The sequence below is a fragment of the Hyphomicrobium sp. genome, from assembly GCF_051860585.1.
Classification (GTDB): Bacteria; Pseudomonadota; Alphaproteobacteria; order Rhizobiales; family Hyphomicrobiaceae; genus Hyphomicrobium_C.
Map to the genome: position 1 here is coordinate 338371 of NZ_JBHYDS010000001.1, position 17291 is coordinate 355661.

Sequence of the window (17291 nt, forward strand, 5' to 3'; positions counted from 1 at the left end):
CGATCTTGGAATGACGAAGGCCCGCAAGCTCGAAAGCGAGCCGCGGGCCTTTAGCTGCAAGTTAGATCCGTCAGTCCGATGGAAACAGGTCGCTCGAGAAATAGCGCTCGGCCGAAGACGGCGCGAAGGTCACGATCGTCTTGCCGGCGAATTCGGGGCGATGGGCCAGCGTGAACGCGGCGGAGACGTTGGCGCCCGTGGAGATGCCGCCCGGAATGCCTTCCACCTTGGCGAGCCGCCGCGCCGTCGCGAAGGCTTCTTCGTTGGAGACGGTGACGACATCGTCGATCAGGCTCCGGTCGAGCACGGCGGGGACGAACCCCGCGCCGATGCCTTGGATCTTGTGCGGACCCTTTTCTCCGCCCGACAGCACGGGACTGGCGGCCGGCTCGACGGCGACGATCTTGATGTCCGGGTTGCGCGCCTTCAGCACGCGGCCGACGCCAGTGATCGTGCCGCCCGTGCCGACGCCCGCAACGACGACGTCCACATTGCCGCCGGTGTCCCGCCAGATTTCTTCAGCGGTGGTGCGCTCATGGACGAGCGGATTGGCGGGGTTCTCGAACTGCGCGGGGATGACGGCGTGCGGCAGGCCTTCGACGATTTCTCGCGCACGCGCGATGGCCGCACCCATGCCACCCGCGGCCGGCGTCAGCTCCAGCTTGGCGCCGAGATGGACGAGGATCTTGCGCCGCTCGATCGACATCGATTCCGGCATGACCAGGATGAGATCATAACCCCGCGCGGCGGCGACGAACGCGAGCGCGATGCCGGTGTTGCCGGACGTGGGCTCGACCAGCACGGTCTTTCCCGGCTCGATCTTTCCCTGCTGCTCGAGCACGTCGATCATGGACACGCCGATGCGATCCTTGACCGACGACAAAGGGTTGAAGAACTCCAGCTTCAGGAGAATGCGGGCGCCGACGCTTTCCTCGATCTGGAGCCTGTTCAGCGCGACGAGCGGCGTATGCCCGATGGTCTCGGCGATGTTGTTGTAAACCCTGCCGCGCCCCCATGAGGTCGTCGCCGCGAGCGTCTTGAGGTCTAGGATCTCGTTCATCGGGGATGGCTCCGTTCAGCATCGGGGGACTGTGCTTCGCGCGCGAGGCTAAGGCGCGCCAGCCGATGCGGAAACGAAGAAAAAGCGATTTGCATATTCCGCGCTGCACTTTCCAGCGCTGCGCGGTCCAAGACGCGGGCGAGGCCTTGGATTTGCTCGATGCGGCGGGCGGGCGCTATGCCGCCTGAGACCGGTGCTGTGCGTCCTGGATCGCCTGCCGGGCGGACGCGATCTCCTGCTCGGAGAACGCGAAGAACGCGTTGCTGCGGCGGCGCCGCTTCTCCATGTCCTGAAAACGCAGGGCAAGAAAGTTCGTCGGCTCGGCGATACCGGCGTAGGTGTCCGACTTGGCAACGACCTGGAAGCCGCACATGGCCTGGTAGAACGGCGACACGCGCCGATGGACCGCGATCAGCGTGACGTCTATTTCCGCCGCGGTCGACACGATCAGGCCGGCACGCACGAGCGACGCATAAAGGGTCGTCCGGAATGACCGGTTGGTGAGCGACGGGTCGACCGCCATGCGCGAGAATTCGACGAGGCGTTTCGCGCCCTGCTCATGCACCTCGTCCGGGAATTGCTCCTGACAGGGCATCGTGCGAGGCGGATAGCCAGCACCGCCGAGCGCTAAGCGCAATGACCCGATGCAGACGCCGTCGTGATAGGCGCCGACGGCGAACGTCGACGGTAACGCGTCATACTGATCGACGAACATCCGATCATCATTTTCCGCAATCCAGCCCGCCTCGCGGAAGGCGGTGTAGCGCAGGCGGTACAAATCTCCCTTGTCGGACGCCCAGCTGAAGATGCGCAGGCTGATCGGAAAATTTCGCGCTGCGTCGCCGGCGTTGGAGTCGAGCACCAGCGGCGGCTGGAAGACCATGTCCGATGTCAACGGCTCGATCCTTATCTTCGTAATGGGGACAACTGCTTAGGTGGCCTTCTGGGGGGCCGCGCGTGCTGTCCCAACGAACGGGCAGCCGCATCGTTCCCTCGGGGCCGATCCATGACGTCCCACCCCGTGGAGTCGCACCCTATGCAGTCACGTCCACACAGGGGCCGAGTTCGCGGTGTCCAAGCCGCACTGGCGGAGAGATCGCCCTTTGAGGTTTACTGGTGCGGACGGAGGGACTCGAACCCTCACGACGTTGCCGTCTCAGGATTTTAAGTCCTGTGTGTCTACCGATTCCACCACGTCCGCGTCCGGGCGGCGCCGCGCCGAGCGGCGGGCGGGCGGCCTTTATGCCTGTAGCCGGGGGGCAACTCAAGGCGGCTCCTCGGCTCGCAGGCACGCTGCCGTGCGTAATCCGTCGCGGCGGCCGTCTCAAGGGTGCGCGACCGCTCAGGTGGAGAGGGTTCGCGCGTCCGGCGGAGGGCTTTCAACCTCCATCGTGCGTAAGGGCGGCGCTCCATAGCGGATCATCGCGCGCAACAGCAGGTAGATGGTCAACGCATTCAGCGTGTGCCAGAGGAAATGCGTGCCGCGCAAATGGCCGCCGAGCGCGGTCAGCTCGCAGAGTTCCAGATCCAGGGTCCGGAAGGTCATCGACAGGAAAAAGACGCCGGCTGCGGCGCCCAAGGTTTTCCAGGCGGGGTGATTGACGAACGCGAGCCCAGCCGTCGTCAGCACAAGCGCCAGGAAGGCGGGAATGTAGCCGATCGTACCGTTGAGACAGCGCGCGCCGGCGCGGGCGGTGATCGGCAGCAGAGCGCCTTGTTCGCACTGCATCGTCTGGGCGTACCGATAGACCACGAAGAACGCGACAAGTCCGAGGGCGATGCCCCACCAATGCATGCGAATGAAGCGCCGCAGCAGCACGCCCAAGTAAACCAGAACGAACGTTGCGATCGGAATCATGTCGGCGAGCTGCGCCCACCGGGTTGCATAGGTGTGGAACAGGAAGCTGCCGACGGCGATGACGTACGTGATCGCAATCAGGCAAATCATGGACAGCCTGCGGCGCTCGGGCGGCACGATGTAATAATCGCGCGTCGCCGCTAAGGCCGCGAAGACGAATGCGCCGTTTGTCAGGGCGTTCAGGGGCTCAGCCCAGAAGGACGGATCCTGCCCGCGCTCGCAATAGATGAAAATCTTTGTTCCGAGGTCCATGCGGATTTTCCATGTCGAACGAGGACAGGTCGCGAGGCCGTGCGGTCAAAAATTGCCTCTACAAAGTGCGGCCTGAAATGCCGTAGGTAACAGCCGTGCGCTCGACGTCGGTCAGTTCTGGGCGCGTTTGTCCGGTGCGGCGGGCGTCGCCTTGGCTGCCTTCTGCATGAGCGTGCGCAGCTCGGCCGGGTCGTCCAGATTGATCGTATGGGGATACTCGGGGTCCTTGCCGCGCAGGTCCGTCATGACATCCCCTTCCGGCGAGTAGAAGATCGTGCGCGGTACGTACGTGCCATCGGGCGAGAAGGCGCCATTCGCGGTCGGCTCGGAGTCGACATCGACCAGGACCATCACCAGGTCGCGCGACGCGGCGACCACGCCGGGATCCTTCCAGACCTCGCGGTAGCGCTTGCACGAGGCGCACCAGGAGGCGTGGAAGACCATCACCACCGTCTTGCCCGTGCGGGTCGACTCCTGGATGCCCGGCCCGACGTTTTGCCAGGCGATTTCCGCGCCGTTCCAAAGCTCGGCCATCTTGGGAGGAGACGCGAGAGCGCCGCGGCCGGATGTCGCAGCGCACGCCAAGGCAACCAGGGCCCCGAGCAGCCGGGCGCGACCGGTCCATGAGGCGGACGGTCGTGCGGGTCCGTTGGTCATCCTGTTCGGCATCGCGGCGGTCTCCTGACCGAAACCTTTTCCCGCGTCTTGTGGGCCAGTGCAAGGCCGTCTGCCGGACGGCCGTAAATTCGGGCTGTCGAGGCGAAATGGGGTTTGCCAATGCCACCGTTCGGCCGCCTCGGCAGAATGCCCCCTCGCCCGGTCAAGACTGCGGATTTCTTCGGAGAAACAGCCCCAGCAAATGCAGCCGCCTCGGCAAGCCTCGGCTCCGATTTCGAGTGCCGGCGAGACACGTGTTTACCGTTTCCTCACCACGTCGAGGCGGGATTCCCTTAAGTTTCTGCGGGCATTGTTCGTCATCAGTCTTTTCTTGATGCCGGACGGAATCCCGTGACCGTATCGCCTTCTTTCCGAAGCTTCGCATCTCCGCAAGATGCTTCGAAAATGTCCGCACCGGCGCGGCCGTTGCGGGGGCTCACCGTCGGTTGCATCCTGATGGTCGGATTGATCGCGCTCCTCGTCGCGAGCTTCGCATTATGGTCAGCCGCCCGCAGCGACCAGCTTGTCCAGAAGCGGCTCGCACAGACCGTCGCCCTGGCACTCGCCAAGAGCGAACAGCAAATTTCCTACGATCAGGAAAGCGTCGCGTACTGGGACGATGCTGTCGTCAACACGCGCAACGCCTTCAACCTCGCATGGGTGGACGTCAATCTCGGCGTCTGGATGTACGACTATTTCAAACACGACCGCGTCTATATCGTCGACGCCAAGGAGCGCGTCACCTACGCGATGACCGACGGGCTTCGGGCGCCCTCAAACGGCGATATTCCCAACGCTGCGATCCGAAACCTCGTCGTTCAACTCCGCCAGTCAATTTCGCGCGGGTCGCTCGACGCGTTCGAAGCCGAAAAGGCTCGTATCCCGCGCGTGGAAGACCTCGGCATCATCGACGGGCGGCCGGTTATCGTCAGCGTCATGCCGCTGATCCCCCACACGAAGCAGATCGTGCAGGACCGCGGCACCGAATCCCTCATCGTCAGCGTGCGCTTTCTCGACCGCGGCTTTCTGTTCGACCTTGCGACGACGTACATGCTCGACGGTGTGCGCTATTCCAGCTCGAACGAACTCGACGCAAACGAGCAGTCGTATCCGCTGGTAAGCCGGGCCGGGGCTGTCATCGGCTATTTGGTCTGGTCGCCCAAACTTCCGGGCGCGACGATCTTGTCCGAACTGCTTCCCGCGCTCGCCGCAGGCCTATTCGGGATCGGCGCGGCGATCGCGCTGCTCATCCGCCGCCTCGGCCAGACCTATTCCGAACTCGCCACCAGCGAAGCTCAAGCCATTCACCTGGCCTTGCATGATCCGCTGACAGGGCTGCCCAACCGGACGTACTTCAACGACCGCCTCGAGGCGGCGCTGGAGGACGTGAGCGCCGGCAAATCGCAGCTCGCGCTGATGTTCCTCGATCTCGACCGTTTCAAGCAGGTCAACGACACGTTGGGCCACGCCGCGGGCGATTCCCTGATCCGCGAGGTTGCAGCGCAACTGAGCGCCACGCTGAAGCCGGGCGACATTGTCGCGCGCATGGGCGGCGACGAATTCGCGCTCGTCATGTTCGACGCCTACAGCCAGCAAGACGTCGAAGACACGTGCCGCGAGATCATCGAACAGGTCTCGAAGCCGTTCAACATCCTCGGCAACCAGGCAGTGGTCGGCGTGAGCATCGGCATCGCGATGGCGCCCGCGTGCGGGACCGAGCGCAGCGATCTGGCCCGCAAGGCCGATATCGCGCTCTATCAGGCAAAACGCGACGGCGGGCAGCGGGCGCAATTCTTCACCGGAGAGATGAGCGAGATTGCCGGGCGCCGTCACGCGCTCGAGGTCGAACTGCGCCACGCACTCGAAACCGGACACGATCTCGAGGTCGTGTATCAGCCGCTCTTTTCGACCGACGGTATGGCGATGTCGGGCGTCGAGGCGTTGGCGCGGTGGAACCATCCCACCCTCGGCGCCGTGCCGCCGCTCGTCTTCGTCTCGCTCGCCGAAGAGTGCGGTCTGATCGACAAGCTTGGCGCATGGGTGCTGGCGAAGGCCTGCGAAACGGCGCGGGCCTGGGATCTCGGCACGCTGGCGGTCAACGTTTCCGCCATTCAATTCCGCCGCCCGGGGTTCGCGAAGCGCGTTCTCGACATCCTCGAGAAGGCCGGCCTGCCACCCCAGCGCCTCGAAATCGAAATCACCGAAAGCACGCTGTTGCAGGAGCACGGCGCATCGAACGGTTGTCTCAAAATGCTCAGGTCGCGCGGCGTGCGCGTGGCGCTTGACGATTTCGGCACCGGATATTCGTCGCTCAGCATGCTTTTGAATCTCGACGTCGACCGCATCAAGATCGACCGCTCGTTCGTGCGCGATCTCGGCCAGTCGGCGCAGTCCAATTCGATCGTGCAGGCGATCGTCACGATGGCCCATGCCGTCGGCGTTTCGGTGACGGCCGAGGGCGTCGAGACGGCTGACCAGCGGGACATGCTGGTCGCCATTGGATGCGACACGCTGCAGGGCTACCTGCTGTCGACCCCGGTCTCCGCGCTTGCGCTGGTGGAGATGCTGCCGCATGTGGCGAAGCCCGACCTCGCGCCGGCCGCGGAACCCGATCGCAGCACGGCGGCGGCGTAGAGTCCGCCGGCCGCACTTGAAGCGCGGACTTCACTCAACACCCAATTCCTGCTTCACGCCCCGTGCCCTACTTCGGACAATCGACGGCAATGGTCGTTTCCGCCGATGGAATGAAGCGACGGCATTCCGTTGCGGCGGCCGCGTGATCCGTGTCGCGCGCCGCCTCCGGAACCGCGGACACAGCGACCTTCGCCGGTGGTTTCGCGACGTCTTCGCCAAGGGCCGAAAGCCTGCCGCGTGCCTTGTCCTGGGACGCGCGCGCATCGATCGACTTCGAACTGATCTCCACCGCGCGCCGATAGCTGGCGATGGCGCCCGACGTATCGCCGCGCTCCTCCTGGACCTCCCCCTTCAAGGTGTGGGCTTGCGGATAGGCCTCTTTGAGAGACATGGCCTTGTCGAGATCGGACCCTGCCGCGGCGAAATTCTTGGCACGAACGGCGAGATAGGCACGCGCATAATAGGCAACGGCCTCGTCCGGCTTGGCGGCGACGGCCTTATCCGCCTCGGTCTGCGCCGGGCCCTGCTCGCCGAGGTCGGACAGAACGATGGCGCGCATCGCCGTCGCCTTCGCGTCGGCCGGGTCGAGCGCGGTCGCGCGCTGCAATTCCGAGAAGGCGCGATCGTTCTCGCCGCGTGCGCGGAACACCTGCGCCCGGTTGCGATGCGCTTCGGCCACCTCGCCCTTCTTTTCGAGATAGAGGTCGAGATCGGCCAGCGATTGGTCGCGCGCGCCGCGTTCGTGCTGGATCACGGCGCGGCTGAAATAGGTATCGGCGTAGGCGGGGTTCGCGGCCACCGACTTGTCGAAGTCAGCGAGCGCCTTCTCGAAGTTGCCCGCATTGAAGTAGGACCAGGCGCGATTGAAGTGGCCGATGTAGACCTGTTCGCGCGGCAAGCGTCCGCTGTTCATCACGCGCGTGCAGGCGTCGGCGCTCGTCTTGCGATCGGCGGAGGTGCAGTCGGCGAGGTCCTGCGTCATGCCGGCCATGGCGGGCGTGGCCAGCAGGCCGAAACAGAGCGTGAGACGCGCATGGCGAAACAATCTCGAACGTGGGGATGGCTGCATCGGGGGTTCGCTCCATTTCGCGGGGACGACCCGCGGTTTGCACACCTTCGATCGAAGCCGCGACTGAACCTCAGCGCGGTTAACGCGGCTGTTCCCGACGGAACACGTCGCCTCAAAGATCACGTCGCGCTCAAAGACCACGCCAGAGCCCAACGACGCGGCCCGAGCGGCCGCATCCGCCCCTGGACGTGGCGGTACAGGCGCCCCACCTAAAAATGCGCTGCGACGGACTTTTTGTTTTCCCGCTTGCGCCCCTCTTGACGCGGCACGCGGTCCGTTCCATCTATGTTAATGTGATAAACATTCACATTTGAGGACCACGGCGATGCACGACATGGTTCTGAAACTCGACGACATCGGCCGGCCTGCGTGGCTGGCGCTGATGGTCATGAGCTTCATTGTCTTCTGGCCGCTGGGGCTGGCTGTCCTGGCATTTCTTTTATGGAGCGGACGCATGGGACGAGGATGGGGACGTAGTTGGGGTTGTAGCGCTCGCGATCGCGACCGGTGGAAGCAGCGCGCTGCCGCCGCCTGGGATTACGGCGGGTCGTCGGGCAACCGCGCGTTCGATGAATACCGCGACGAGACTTTGCGCCGGCTCGAAGACGAACAGCGCGAGTTCCGCTCCTTCCTGGAGCGCCTGCGTCTTGCCAAGGACAGGGCTGAGTTCGACCAGTTCATGACCGACCGTAAGAACCGGCCGGCGGATTCCGGCAACGCTGCCGGCGCGCCGCAGGCATAAAGCTCGCAAAAAACATTGCAGACAAGCGCATACGGGGCCGACTGACGAACCTGTCGGCCCCAATTTGTCGCGGCGTGGCGATTTAGCGTATACGGAATTTAGTAACCCTTTCTAATGAGACAGCCACTAGTTTCGAGTCTCGGGTTGGCAATTCAGCCGACCGTGGGGACGAATTTTCATGTTCGCGCGACGCGCGATCGCAGGCTGGGCGCTGGCCGCGGTTCTCTTGACCGCGACGGCATTGATCTGGACTGGCGATTTAATTGCGCTTTCTGACATCGCGCCAAAAGCCGTCTTTTGGGCCGTCGCGCTGGCGCTTCTCGGCGCCGGAATCGGCTGGGAGATCAAGCACCGGGCCGAGCGGGCGGAAGCCTCCAACGACGAGGCGTCGGCCGAGGCCGACATGCTCGTGCGCATGCTCGACGATGCGTTGGCGAAGGCAGAGCGAAAGCCGCCGTTGCTCGTCGAGCCGATCGACCTTACCGCGCTCATCGCGCACGCGAGCAAGCGTCACGGCAGAACGGATCTGGCCGGCAATCCAGATGCCGTGCATACGCTCGGCGAGCCAGCCGCAATCACCCAGCTGTTCCAGATCCTGATCGCCAATGCGTTGGCTTCGGGTTCGCGCGCGATCGTGCGGATCGATCACGGCACGACGCTTGTCGCCGTGCATGTCGACGACGACGGCCCTGGCGTGCCGCGCGCCGAACGCAGCCAAGTGTTCGAACAGCGCACTTATCGCCGTTTGCCCGCTTCCGAGCGCGCCGCCGAACGCGAAGCGTGCGTAACCGCCCGCCACATCGCGCGCGGCCACGGCGGCGACATTCTCATCTCCTGCTCACCGGAAGGTGGGGCGCGCTTTACTGTTCATCTGCCGCTCCACCTCGAGATGGAAACGGCGCGCCTCACGGTCATGGCGTCGTGACGACAGGCTGAGGTTCCCGCAGACGGCGCGTCTACCGGAAAGCCTTGTCGAGGTTGATCGCCTGATCGATCCCCTTGACGCTCTCGAGCCCTTTGACGCCCGCCAGGTTCGCGCCGTCGAAGTCCGCGCCGGTGACGTCCGCGCCGGCCAAATTCGCTCCCGAAAAATCGACCTTTGAAAGATCCGCTTCGGAGAGGTTGGCGCCTGTCAGATCGGCGCCGACGAGGCTCGAAAACGTCAGCACCGCGCGCGTCAAGTCGGCCCGGCGCAGGGTCGCGCCCGAGAAATTGCACGACTTCAAAACATTGCGCGCGAGCGTCACGAGCGTGCCCTGACCGGGGCGGCCCTCGAGCGGGCTGAAATTCGCCTCGGTAAGATCGGCGCCGCGAAAATCGGCGCCCGACAAATCCGCCTGGACGCGAATTCCGGTGAGATTGGCGCCAGCGAACCGCGGTGCGTCGGCGTAGCTGTTCTGCATGTCGGAATAGACGGTCGGGCGATAGATCGACGTGCCGCTCAGGTTGGCACCCGAGAGATCGGCGCGGATCAGCACGGCGCGGTCGAGGCGTGCGTTGGAGATGTCGGAGCCCTTGAGATTCGAGCCCGTCAGATCGACTCCGTAAAGATCGGAGCGGGCAAGGCTGGCCTGCTTGAAGTCGAGACCGGACAAGTCGAGGTAGGTGAGATCGCGGCCGGCATAATCGAGATGTTCGCCCGCCTTTGCCGCGAAGAGCTGCTGGGTGATCTGACGGACCGTGAAGTCGGCGTCGGGGGACACATTCTCTTGCGCGTTCTCTTGCGCTGCGCGCAGGCTTGGCTCTTGCGCTGCGCGCAGGTCTGGCTCTTGCGCTGCGCGCACGCCTGTCTCGTCGGCCGCGCGCAAGCCCGCCGAGCCACTCACGGATACCGCCAATGCCAGGGCCAAACGCCGTGCCTGCCGTAAAATGACAGCCGCCATGATGTCACGCGCTCCGCCGCAGCCCGCCAGCCGCGGCTCTCTTGCGTGTATGTTCGCTGCTCCGGATGACCAGAGCAAGCAGCGACTTTTCGCGGTGCACACGAGGCGTGGAGAGTGTGGCCTTCCGAACGCTTGGGTCTGGATTCATGCCGCCCCTGCTGTTCGATCCGTTTCCGGCATGCTTTGAAGGCATTGTAGCCTTTCGGCGATCGCTCGGGGCGAGGACTGGTGCGGCTCTCTTTTGCGCAGATGTTGGAGACGAGGGAGTTGGACACGGCGCCCCCCGACCCCATGTTCGTGATCAGCCGACGTTCACCGGGCGGCAACATTCGACTTTATCAACGGAGACTGGATCTGAGCGGACAGCGACGAGCGACAGCGTCACCCCTACTCGTTGGGTCGCTTCAAAGGAAGCTTCGGAGGCCGCTTCGGACGCCTTTCCGCGCCCTCCGTCCCGCGGCTTCGGTGTGCGCATGACCGATTTCTGCATCCAGATTCATACCGATCGCGCGCCGGACCTCGATCTGGCGGCCGTTCGCGAGGCCTGCGCCTTGCTCGCCCAGGACAAGAACCTGGTGAAATGTTTCACCGTCATCGAGAAGGGCTGCGTCGACCACTTCAACATCATGTTCAAGACGGAGCAGCCGCGCGCGTTCTGGGACGTGCTTTCGATGGCCCTGTTCAAGTGCGGCACCCACGGCGCCGCCCTGCGGAACGCGGCGATCATCATGTGCGAGGGGACGTGCGGCTGGGACGATTACCGTCTGTTGCACCATTACGACCCGGCGCAGAACCTGGATCCCGCGCCAACGTGCCAATCGCGCTCCGTTTAGTGAATCTCGTGGATCTCGTCGGTCCAGACGCGGAAATTCTTGAGCACGTTAGGGCCGAATGTCGTGGTGATGGCGACATCGGCTGCGTCGCGTCCGCGAGCGATGAGGACGCGCCCCTGCCGTGGCGTGTTGTTTCTCGGATCGAACATGTGCCACTCGCCGCCGAGAAATACCTCGAACCAAGCCGCGAAATCGCCGGGAGGATACGGCTCAGGCGTGCCGATGTCGCTCAGGTAGCCGGTGCAGTAGCGCGCCGGAATGTTGAGCGCGCGGCAAAACGCGATCGCCAAGTGCGCGTAATCACGGCACACGCCGACACGGTCGTCGTAGGCTTCGGATGCCGAGCGCGTCACGCGGGCGTTGTGGTAGCCGAATTCGATGTGACGATGCACGAAATCGCAGATGTCCTGGACGCGGCCCCAGCCTGTCGCTTTCTGTCCGAACAACTTCCAGGCAAGATCCAGAATTCGGTCACTGTCGCAAAAACGGCTCGCGAGCAGGAAGACCAGCGCATCTTCCGGTAGATTCTCGACGGGGATCTGCGCCGCGCGCGGTGCACTTGGATCCGGCGCGCCGGAATCCCGCACAACGGTATCGGTCGTGATGCGAACCGATCCGGCAGGGGCAACGATGCGGCTGCACCAGTTGCCGAACCCGTCGCGATAGCCCTCGATGGCTACGGCAGGACTGACGACAATATTGTCCGGAGCGACGAGATCGCCGGAGCGCGAATAGTGGACATTGAGCATCAAGATCATGGGGGTGGGCTGCGGAAGCTCGTACTGCAATTCGTAACCGACCCTGAGCTTCATGAATGTCCTTTTCGCCGGCAGCGCCGCAACGAGACGTTGCGATCCGTGAGGTGACGACGCTGCTATCTATAACACCGGCGCCAGGAAATAGCCTCACAAGTCTCGGCCGCCTCGGCTCGGCATACCTGCCGACCAACTCAGGCCTCGCCGACGCCGCCGCCGGTCGGGGTCGAGATCTCAATCGCGTCACCCGCCTCCAATGTCACGCTGGCGCAACCGGGCAGGTCTTCAACCGTGCCGTTCGCCCGCAGGATGGCATTGCGGCCGGCTTCCCCCGGCGCGCCGCCCTTGAGGCCGAAGGGGCGCACTTTTCGGAAGCCTGACAGGATCGCGCAGCGCATCGGCTCAAGGAAGCGCATGACGCGCAGCGTTCCGTCACCGCTGTTCCAACGGCCCTTGCCGCCCGAGCCGCGGCGGATTGCGAAGCGTTCCAGCAGCACGGGATAGCGTGTCTCCAGGATCTCGGGATCGGTCAGGCGCGTGTTGGTCATGTGCACGTGCACGGCGGCCGCGCCGTCGAAGCCCTGGCCATCCGCAGCGAAGCCCGCCGGCGCGCCCGAGCACAGCGTTTCGTAGTACTGCACGCGGTCGTTGCCGAAGGTGAGATTGTTCATCGTGCCCTGCGCCGAGCCCATGGCGCCGAGGGCCGCGAACAAGGCATTCGTGATGACCTGGCTTGTCTCGACGTTGCCCGCGACGACGGCGGCCGGAAACACCGGTTTCAACATCGAGCCCTCGGGCACGACGATCTCGATGGGCCTCAGGCATCCCGCGTTGAGGGGGATCGGCGCGTCGAGGAGAACGCGGAAGACATAAAGCACCGCGGCCCGCGCGACGGGAGCAGGCGCGTTGACGTTCGAGGGCTGCTGCGGCGAGGTGCCGGTGAAGTCCACTTTGGCGGAACGGCGTGCGCGATCGATCGTGACTCTGACCTCGATGCCCCAGCCGTCGTCGGTCTCGGCCCGGAAGTGGCCGTCGTCGAGGCGGCCGATGAGCTGGCGGACGGCCTCCTCCGCGTTGTCCTGGACGTGTCGCATGTAACTCGCGACGCCTTCGGCGCCGAATTCGGAGGCGAGGCGCATGAGTTCGCCCGCGCCACGGGTATTCGCTGCGACCTGGGCCTTGAGGTCGGCGATGTTCTGGGCCGGGTTTCGCGCCGGATAGCGAGCGCCAGTTAGGAGATCCAGTGTTTCGCGTTCGAGGAATGCGCCGCCGCGCACGAGGGGGACGCAGTCGATGTAAACCCCCTCCTCCTCGATAGACGTCGCGTCCGGGCTCATGGAGCCGGGCGCGGTGCCGCCGATGTCCGCGTGGTGGCCGCGGCTCGCAGCGTAGAACGACGGCCTGGTGCTACCTGGCAGAAATACCGGCGTGACCACCGTGATGTCAGGGAGATGCGTGCCGCCGGCGTAGGGCGCGTTCAGCATGTAGATGTCGCCCGGCGCGAAGGCGTGTCCGCGCTCGCGGATGACCGTTTCGACCGCGCTTTCCATGCTGCCGAGGTGAACAGGCACGTGCGGCGCGTTGGCGACGAGCTGGCCCGACGCATCGAAGATGGCGCACGAGAAGTCCAGGCGCTCCTTGATGTTGACGGACTGGGCGGTGGCACGGAGCGCTTCGCCCATTTCCTCCGCTAGCCCCATGAACAGGTTGCCGAACACCTCGATCAGGACGGGATCTGCGCCGGAGGCGACGGCCGTGCGCTCCCGCCGGGTGGTGCGCGTCACGATGAGATCGCGGCTGGCGGTCATCTCCGCCGACCAGCCGGGCTCTATGACGACGGTCTGGTTCGTCTCGACGACGATGGCCGAGCCGCCGATCGTCTGGCCGGCCGCGATGTCGTCGCGCTGCCACACGTCCGCCTCGTGCCAGGCGCCATTCGAGAAAAAGCGCGTCTTTGCCACCGCATCCGCCGGCGCCGCCGGCGTATCGCCGCCCGAAGTCAGCGGCTCGCGCGGCGCTTCGCTCTCGACCTCGATCATCGCGACGTGGATCTGCTTTTCCGGCGACATGAAGCCGAAGCGCTGTGCGTGTGCCGCCTCGAAGGCGCGGCGGAGATCAGCAATTTGAGAGTCGCCGCTACTTATCTCCGACTGTCCTGGATTTCCCCCCTCCCGGGCCCACGAGGGGGGAGGGAATGGTACGGGAAGCGCGACGTCCGTCGCCGCGTAACGCAGATGGAGATGGATCGCCGTGCGGTCCGTCTCGTGCGCGCCTTGCGCGGCAAGTTCGTCCGCGGTCTCCTGGATCATCGCGCCGGCAACCGTCCGCGCGGCCGCGAGGCCCGTCTCGTCGAGCGGGACCTCGAGCGTGCGTTGCCGGCTGGCGCGCACCGCCGAGTGCCCAATCCCGTAAGCCGACAGCAAACCCGAGAACGGATGGATGAGAACCTTGCTCATGCCGAGCGTGTCCGCCATCAGGCAGACGTGCTGGCCGGCCGCCGAGCCGAAACCGTTCAAGACGTAGCGGGCGACGTCGTAGCCGCGCTCGACCGAGATCTTTTTCACGGCCTTGGCCATGTTTTCGATGGCGATGCGGATGAACCCGTCGGCCACCTGCTCCGGAGACCGGCCGTCGCCCACCACATGCGCGAGATCCGTAAAGGCCTGCCGCACAAGCTCCGCGTCGATCGGCGCGTCGCCGTCCGGGCCGAATACCGATGGCAGGAACGCCGGGTCGAGTTTTCCTAGCATGACGTTGGCGTCGGTCACCGTGAGGGGGCCGCCGCGGCCGTAGCAGAGAGGACCAGGGTCGGAGCCCGCGCTTTCCGGTCCGACCTGGAAGCGGCCGGCCTCGTATTTCAGAATGGAGCCGCCGCCCGCCGCGACCGTATGGATGCGCAGCATCGGCACGCGTAAGCGTACGCCCGCGATTTCGGTTTCGAACGTACGCTCGTAGGCACCCTGCGCGTGCGAGACGTCGGTCGAGGTGCCGCCCATGTCGAAGCCGATGACGCGGTCGAAGCCGGCGCGCCGGGCGGTCTCGACGGCGCCGACGACACCGCCTGCCGGGCCGGAGAGGATCGCGTCGCGGCCGAAAAAGTGCGCGCTGGTTTTCAAGCCGCCGGACGACGCCATGAACAGAAGCCGGGTTTCAAGCTCGCCCGTGAACGCGCGCGCGACGCTCGCCGTGTAGGCGCGCAGAACGGGCGACAGGTAGGCATCGGCAACGGTGGTGTCGCCGCGCGGCACGATCTTGATGAGCGGGGCAACCGCGTGACTGACGGAGATCTGCGTGAAGCCCGCTTCGCGCGCGAGCGCTTCGGCGCGCAACTCGTGCTCGGGAAACGCGTAGGCGTGCATGAAGACGATGGCGACGCTTGCATAGCCGTCGCTCCGGGCGGCCGCGAGATCGGCGGCAAGCGCGCGCTCGTCGAGCGGCATCACGACGTGGCCGTCGGCGCGCACGCGCTCCGACGCGGAGATCACGCGGCTGTAGAGCATGTCCGGCTTGACGATGCGGCGGGCAAAAATATCCGGCCGCGCCTGCGTGCCGATTTCAAGCTGATCCTCGAGGCCGGCGGTCATCACGAGCACGGTCGGCTCGCCCTTGCGTTCGAGCAGCGCATTGGTCGCGACCGTCGTGCCGATCTTGACCGCGCGGATCTGGCCGGCCGGGATCGGCGCGGCGGGAGCAAGCCCCAAAACGCGGCGAATCCCCTCGGTTGCCGCGTCGGGGTAGAGGTGCGGGGCGTGCGACAGCAGCTTGAGCGCCGAAAGACGGCCTTCGGGCGTCACCGCGACAATGTCCGTAAAGGTCCCGCCACGGTCTATCCAGAATTGCCAGCCGACGCGCTCGCGCCCCATTCGCCCAACCGCTTTCTCACCGCCGATCAGGCGTGGCTATCGGCGCGATCAGCCAAGGTCAACCGCCGAACATGAAATTTAGTCCATGCCCTTCATCATCGGCCCAGAAGCGGGTAAGGGTTCGTCATGCCTCTCGACAGCCTACCAAATATCATCGAGCAGGAGCGGGTCCGCGGCCTACGCGCCCGCTTCGCTGATCTCGTGGACCGCTGGTGGCCCGGTCTCGGCCGCCTGCTGCGTCCGAAACCGATCCACCAGACGGCCGCCTTCTCGGCTGCCATCATCGCGCTCGCCGCCAAGATGGCGAAGGCGGACGGCGTTGCCGTGAAAGTCGAATGCCAGACATTCGAGCGGTTCTTCGAACCCGCGCCGGAGGAGGTCCCACGCATCCGCCGGCTCTACCAGCTTGCGAGCCAGGATACGGCCGGCTTCGAGCTTTACGCCGAGAGCGTGGCGCGCATGCTCAAGGACGACCACGACCTCAAGGTCAACGTGCTCGAATGCCTGCTGATGATTGCGTGCGCGGACGGCATCATGCATCCGGCCGAGGAGGCTTTCCTGCGCACGGTGGGTCATGTGTTCGGCATCTCGTGCGAGGAGTTCCGCAAGATCAAGGCGCCGTTCCTGCGCGAAATCGACAATCCGTATGACGTGCTCGGGGTCGAGCCGTCGGCGACTCCGCAAGAGGTAAGGACGCGCTACATCGATCTCGTGCAGCGGTTCCACCCGGACCGGCTGATCGCGCGCGGCGCGCAAGCGGCCCTCGTCAAGGCAGCGACGGTCAAGCTGGCCGCGATCAACGCCGCCTACGAAGCGATCGTCGCCGGGCGCCGGCTCCAAGGGGAACGGGCGTGAGTGTCTGCGTCATCGAACGGCCCGACAGCTCGCTCGTCGCCGACCTCCACCCCTCGCCGAATATCGAACCGCGCAAGCCCGGCTTCGCGCCGTCGATCGTAATCCTGCACTACACTGGACTGTTGACGGTCGACCGCGCGCTGGACGTGCTCTCGCGTCCCGATTGCAAGGTCTCGTGCCATTACGTGATCGACGAGAGCGGCCGCATCATCCAGATGGTCGCCGAGGACAAGCGCGCCTGGCATGCGGGCCTCTCCTCGTGGCACGGCGAAACGGACATCAACTCGGCTTCGATCGGCATCGAGATCCAGAACCCCGGCCACATGCACGGCTACCCGGATTTTCCCGATTCCCAGATGCGCGCGGTGGCCGCGCTTTGCCGGGATCTCGCCCTTCGCCACGACATTGCGCCGCAGCATTTCCTGGCTCACTCCGACGTCGCGCCCGGCCGCAAGATCGATCCGGGAGAGAAATTCGACTGGTCCTGGTTGTACGGACAGGGCATCGGGCATTGGGTTGTGCCGGCGCCCTTCGACGAAAACGATGCGGGCGTGGCGCCCGAGTCCCGCGGGGCGGACATCGAGCGGGCGCGGGCGCTTCTCGCCGCATACGGATATAAAATTGATCCCAATGGGCCTTTTAATCCCGACCTCAGGACGGTCGTGCGGGCCTTCCAGCTCCACTTCCGTCCGGCCTGCACGGATGGACGCCTCGACCGCTCGACCCTGGACACCCTGTCGCGCATCCAGCTCCCCGAAAGCCGCAAAGATGGCCGGTTCGTGTGATTAATCCTGACAATTGAATTCACGTCGTAAACGGCTTGGTCTGTG

14 protein-coding genes and 1 tRNA gene are annotated in these 17291 nt (G+C 65.0%); 6 read left to right on the top strand and 9 right to left on the bottom strand.

Annotated features, from left to right (window positions below):
* Positions 1-70: 70 nt before the first annotated feature.
* The 5 genes from cysK to ACTIFK_RS01540 all read right to left on the bottom strand — a co-directional run bounded on the left by cysK (position 71) and on the right by ACTIFK_RS01540 (position 3839).
* Positions 71-1060 (bottom strand): cysteine synthase A, encoded by a 990-nt coding sequence (cysK, locus tag ACTIFK_RS01520; RefSeq protein WP_439541270.1) that lies wholly within the window; start codon positions 1058-1060, stop codon positions 71-73.
* Positions 1061-1235: 175 nt separating this feature from the next.
* Positions 1236-1955 carry an N-acyl amino acid synthase FeeM domain-containing protein gene (locus ACTIFK_RS01525; RefSeq protein WP_439541271.1) on the bottom strand — a complete coding sequence of 240 codons (720 nt, stop codon included), beginning with the start codon at positions 1953-1955 and terminating at the stop codon, positions 1236-1238.
* 219 nt (positions 1956-2174) lie between these two features.
* A tRNA-Leu gene (locus ACTIFK_RS01530) sits at positions 2175-2261 on the bottom strand.
* A gap of 141 nt (positions 2262-2402) precedes the next feature.
* Positions 2403-3170 carry a ceramidase domain-containing protein gene (locus tag ACTIFK_RS01535; RefSeq protein WP_439541272.1) on the bottom strand — a complete coding sequence of 256 codons (768 nt, stop codon included), beginning with the start codon at positions 3168-3170 and terminating at the stop codon, positions 2403-2405.
* Between the two features lie 111 nt (positions 3171-3281).
* Positions 3282-3839 carry a thioredoxin family protein gene (locus tag ACTIFK_RS01540; RefSeq protein WP_439541273.1) on the bottom strand — a complete coding sequence of 186 codons (558 nt, stop codon included), beginning with the start codon at positions 3837-3839 and terminating at the stop codon, positions 3282-3284.
* A 393-nt stretch (positions 3840-4232) separates the two neighbouring features.
* Here ACTIFK_RS01540 and ACTIFK_RS01545 point away from each other — a divergent pair, with 393 nt between their 5' ends.
* Positions 4233-6461, top strand: a complete 2229-nt coding sequence (locus ACTIFK_RS01545) for a putative bifunctional diguanylate cyclase/phosphodiesterase (RefSeq protein WP_439541274.1) — start codon at positions 4233-4235, stop codon at positions 6459-6461.
* A 67-nt stretch (positions 6462-6528) separates the two neighbouring features.
* Here ACTIFK_RS01545 and ACTIFK_RS01550 read toward each other — a convergent pair whose 3' ends face one another.
* Entirely contained in the window at positions 6529-7530 is a 1002-nt protein-coding gene (locus tag ACTIFK_RS01550) for a tetratricopeptide repeat protein (protein WP_439541275.1), read from the bottom strand.
* A gap of 325 nt (positions 7531-7855) precedes the next feature.
* Here ACTIFK_RS01550 and ACTIFK_RS01555 point away from each other — a divergent pair, with 325 nt between their 5' ends.
* Positions 7856-8272 (top strand): DUF2852 domain-containing protein, encoded by a 417-nt coding sequence (locus ACTIFK_RS01555; RefSeq protein WP_439541276.1) that lies wholly within the window; start codon positions 7856-7858, stop codon positions 8270-8272.
* Between the two features lie 178 nt (positions 8273-8450).
* Positions 8451-9197, top strand: a complete 747-nt coding sequence (locus ACTIFK_RS01560; protein WP_439541277.1) for an ATP-binding protein — start codon at positions 8451-8453, stop codon at positions 9195-9197.
* A 31-nt stretch (positions 9198-9228) separates the two neighbouring features.
* Here ACTIFK_RS01560 and ACTIFK_RS01565 read toward each other — a convergent pair whose 3' ends face one another.
* Positions 9229-10098: a pentapeptide repeat-containing protein gene (locus tag ACTIFK_RS01565; RefSeq protein WP_439541278.1), complete on the bottom strand. Its 870-nt coding sequence runs from the start codon at positions 10096-10098 to the stop codon at positions 9229-9231.
* A 530-nt stretch (positions 10099-10628) separates the two neighbouring features.
* Between ACTIFK_RS01565 and ACTIFK_RS01570 the strand changes: the two genes are divergently transcribed.
* Positions 10629-10988, top strand: a complete 360-nt coding sequence (locus tag ACTIFK_RS01570) for a hypothetical protein (RefSeq protein ID WP_439541279.1) — start codon at positions 10629-10631, stop codon at positions 10986-10988.
* On the opposite strand, the gene ACTIFK_RS01575 is transcribed toward ACTIFK_RS01570, so the two are convergent.
* On the bottom strand, positions 10985-11800 hold the full coding sequence (locus ACTIFK_RS01575) for a transglutaminase-like domain-containing protein (RefSeq protein ID WP_439541280.1): 816 nt from the start codon (positions 11798-11800) through the stop codon (positions 10985-10987). The two genes, ACTIFK_RS01570 and ACTIFK_RS01575, sit on opposite strands and share 4 nt — an antisense overlap.
* A 137-nt stretch (positions 11801-11937) precedes the next feature.
* Positions 11938-15606, bottom strand: a complete 3669-nt coding sequence (locus ACTIFK_RS01580; protein ID WP_439541281.1) for a hydantoinase B/oxoprolinase family protein — start codon at positions 15604-15606, stop codon at positions 11938-11940.
* Between the two features lie 126 nt (positions 15607-15732).
* Between ACTIFK_RS01580 and ACTIFK_RS01585 the strand changes: the two genes are divergently transcribed.
* Together ACTIFK_RS01585 and ACTIFK_RS01590 are read left to right on the top strand one after the other, a co-directional pair.
* Positions 15733-16461 carry a TerB family tellurite resistance protein gene (locus tag ACTIFK_RS01585; RefSeq protein ID WP_439541282.1) on the top strand — a complete coding sequence of 243 codons (729 nt, stop codon included), beginning with the start codon at positions 15733-15735 and terminating at the stop codon, positions 16459-16461.
* The gene (locus ACTIFK_RS01590; RefSeq protein ID WP_439541283.1) at positions 16458-17246 is read left to right on the top strand and encodes an N-acetylmuramoyl-L-alanine amidase; all 789 of its coding nucleotides are present in this window, start codon (positions 16458-16460) and stop codon (positions 17244-17246) included. The genes ACTIFK_RS01585 and ACTIFK_RS01590 overlap by 4 nt, the downstream gene beginning before the upstream one ends.
* Positions 17247-17291 lie beyond the last annotated feature (45 nt).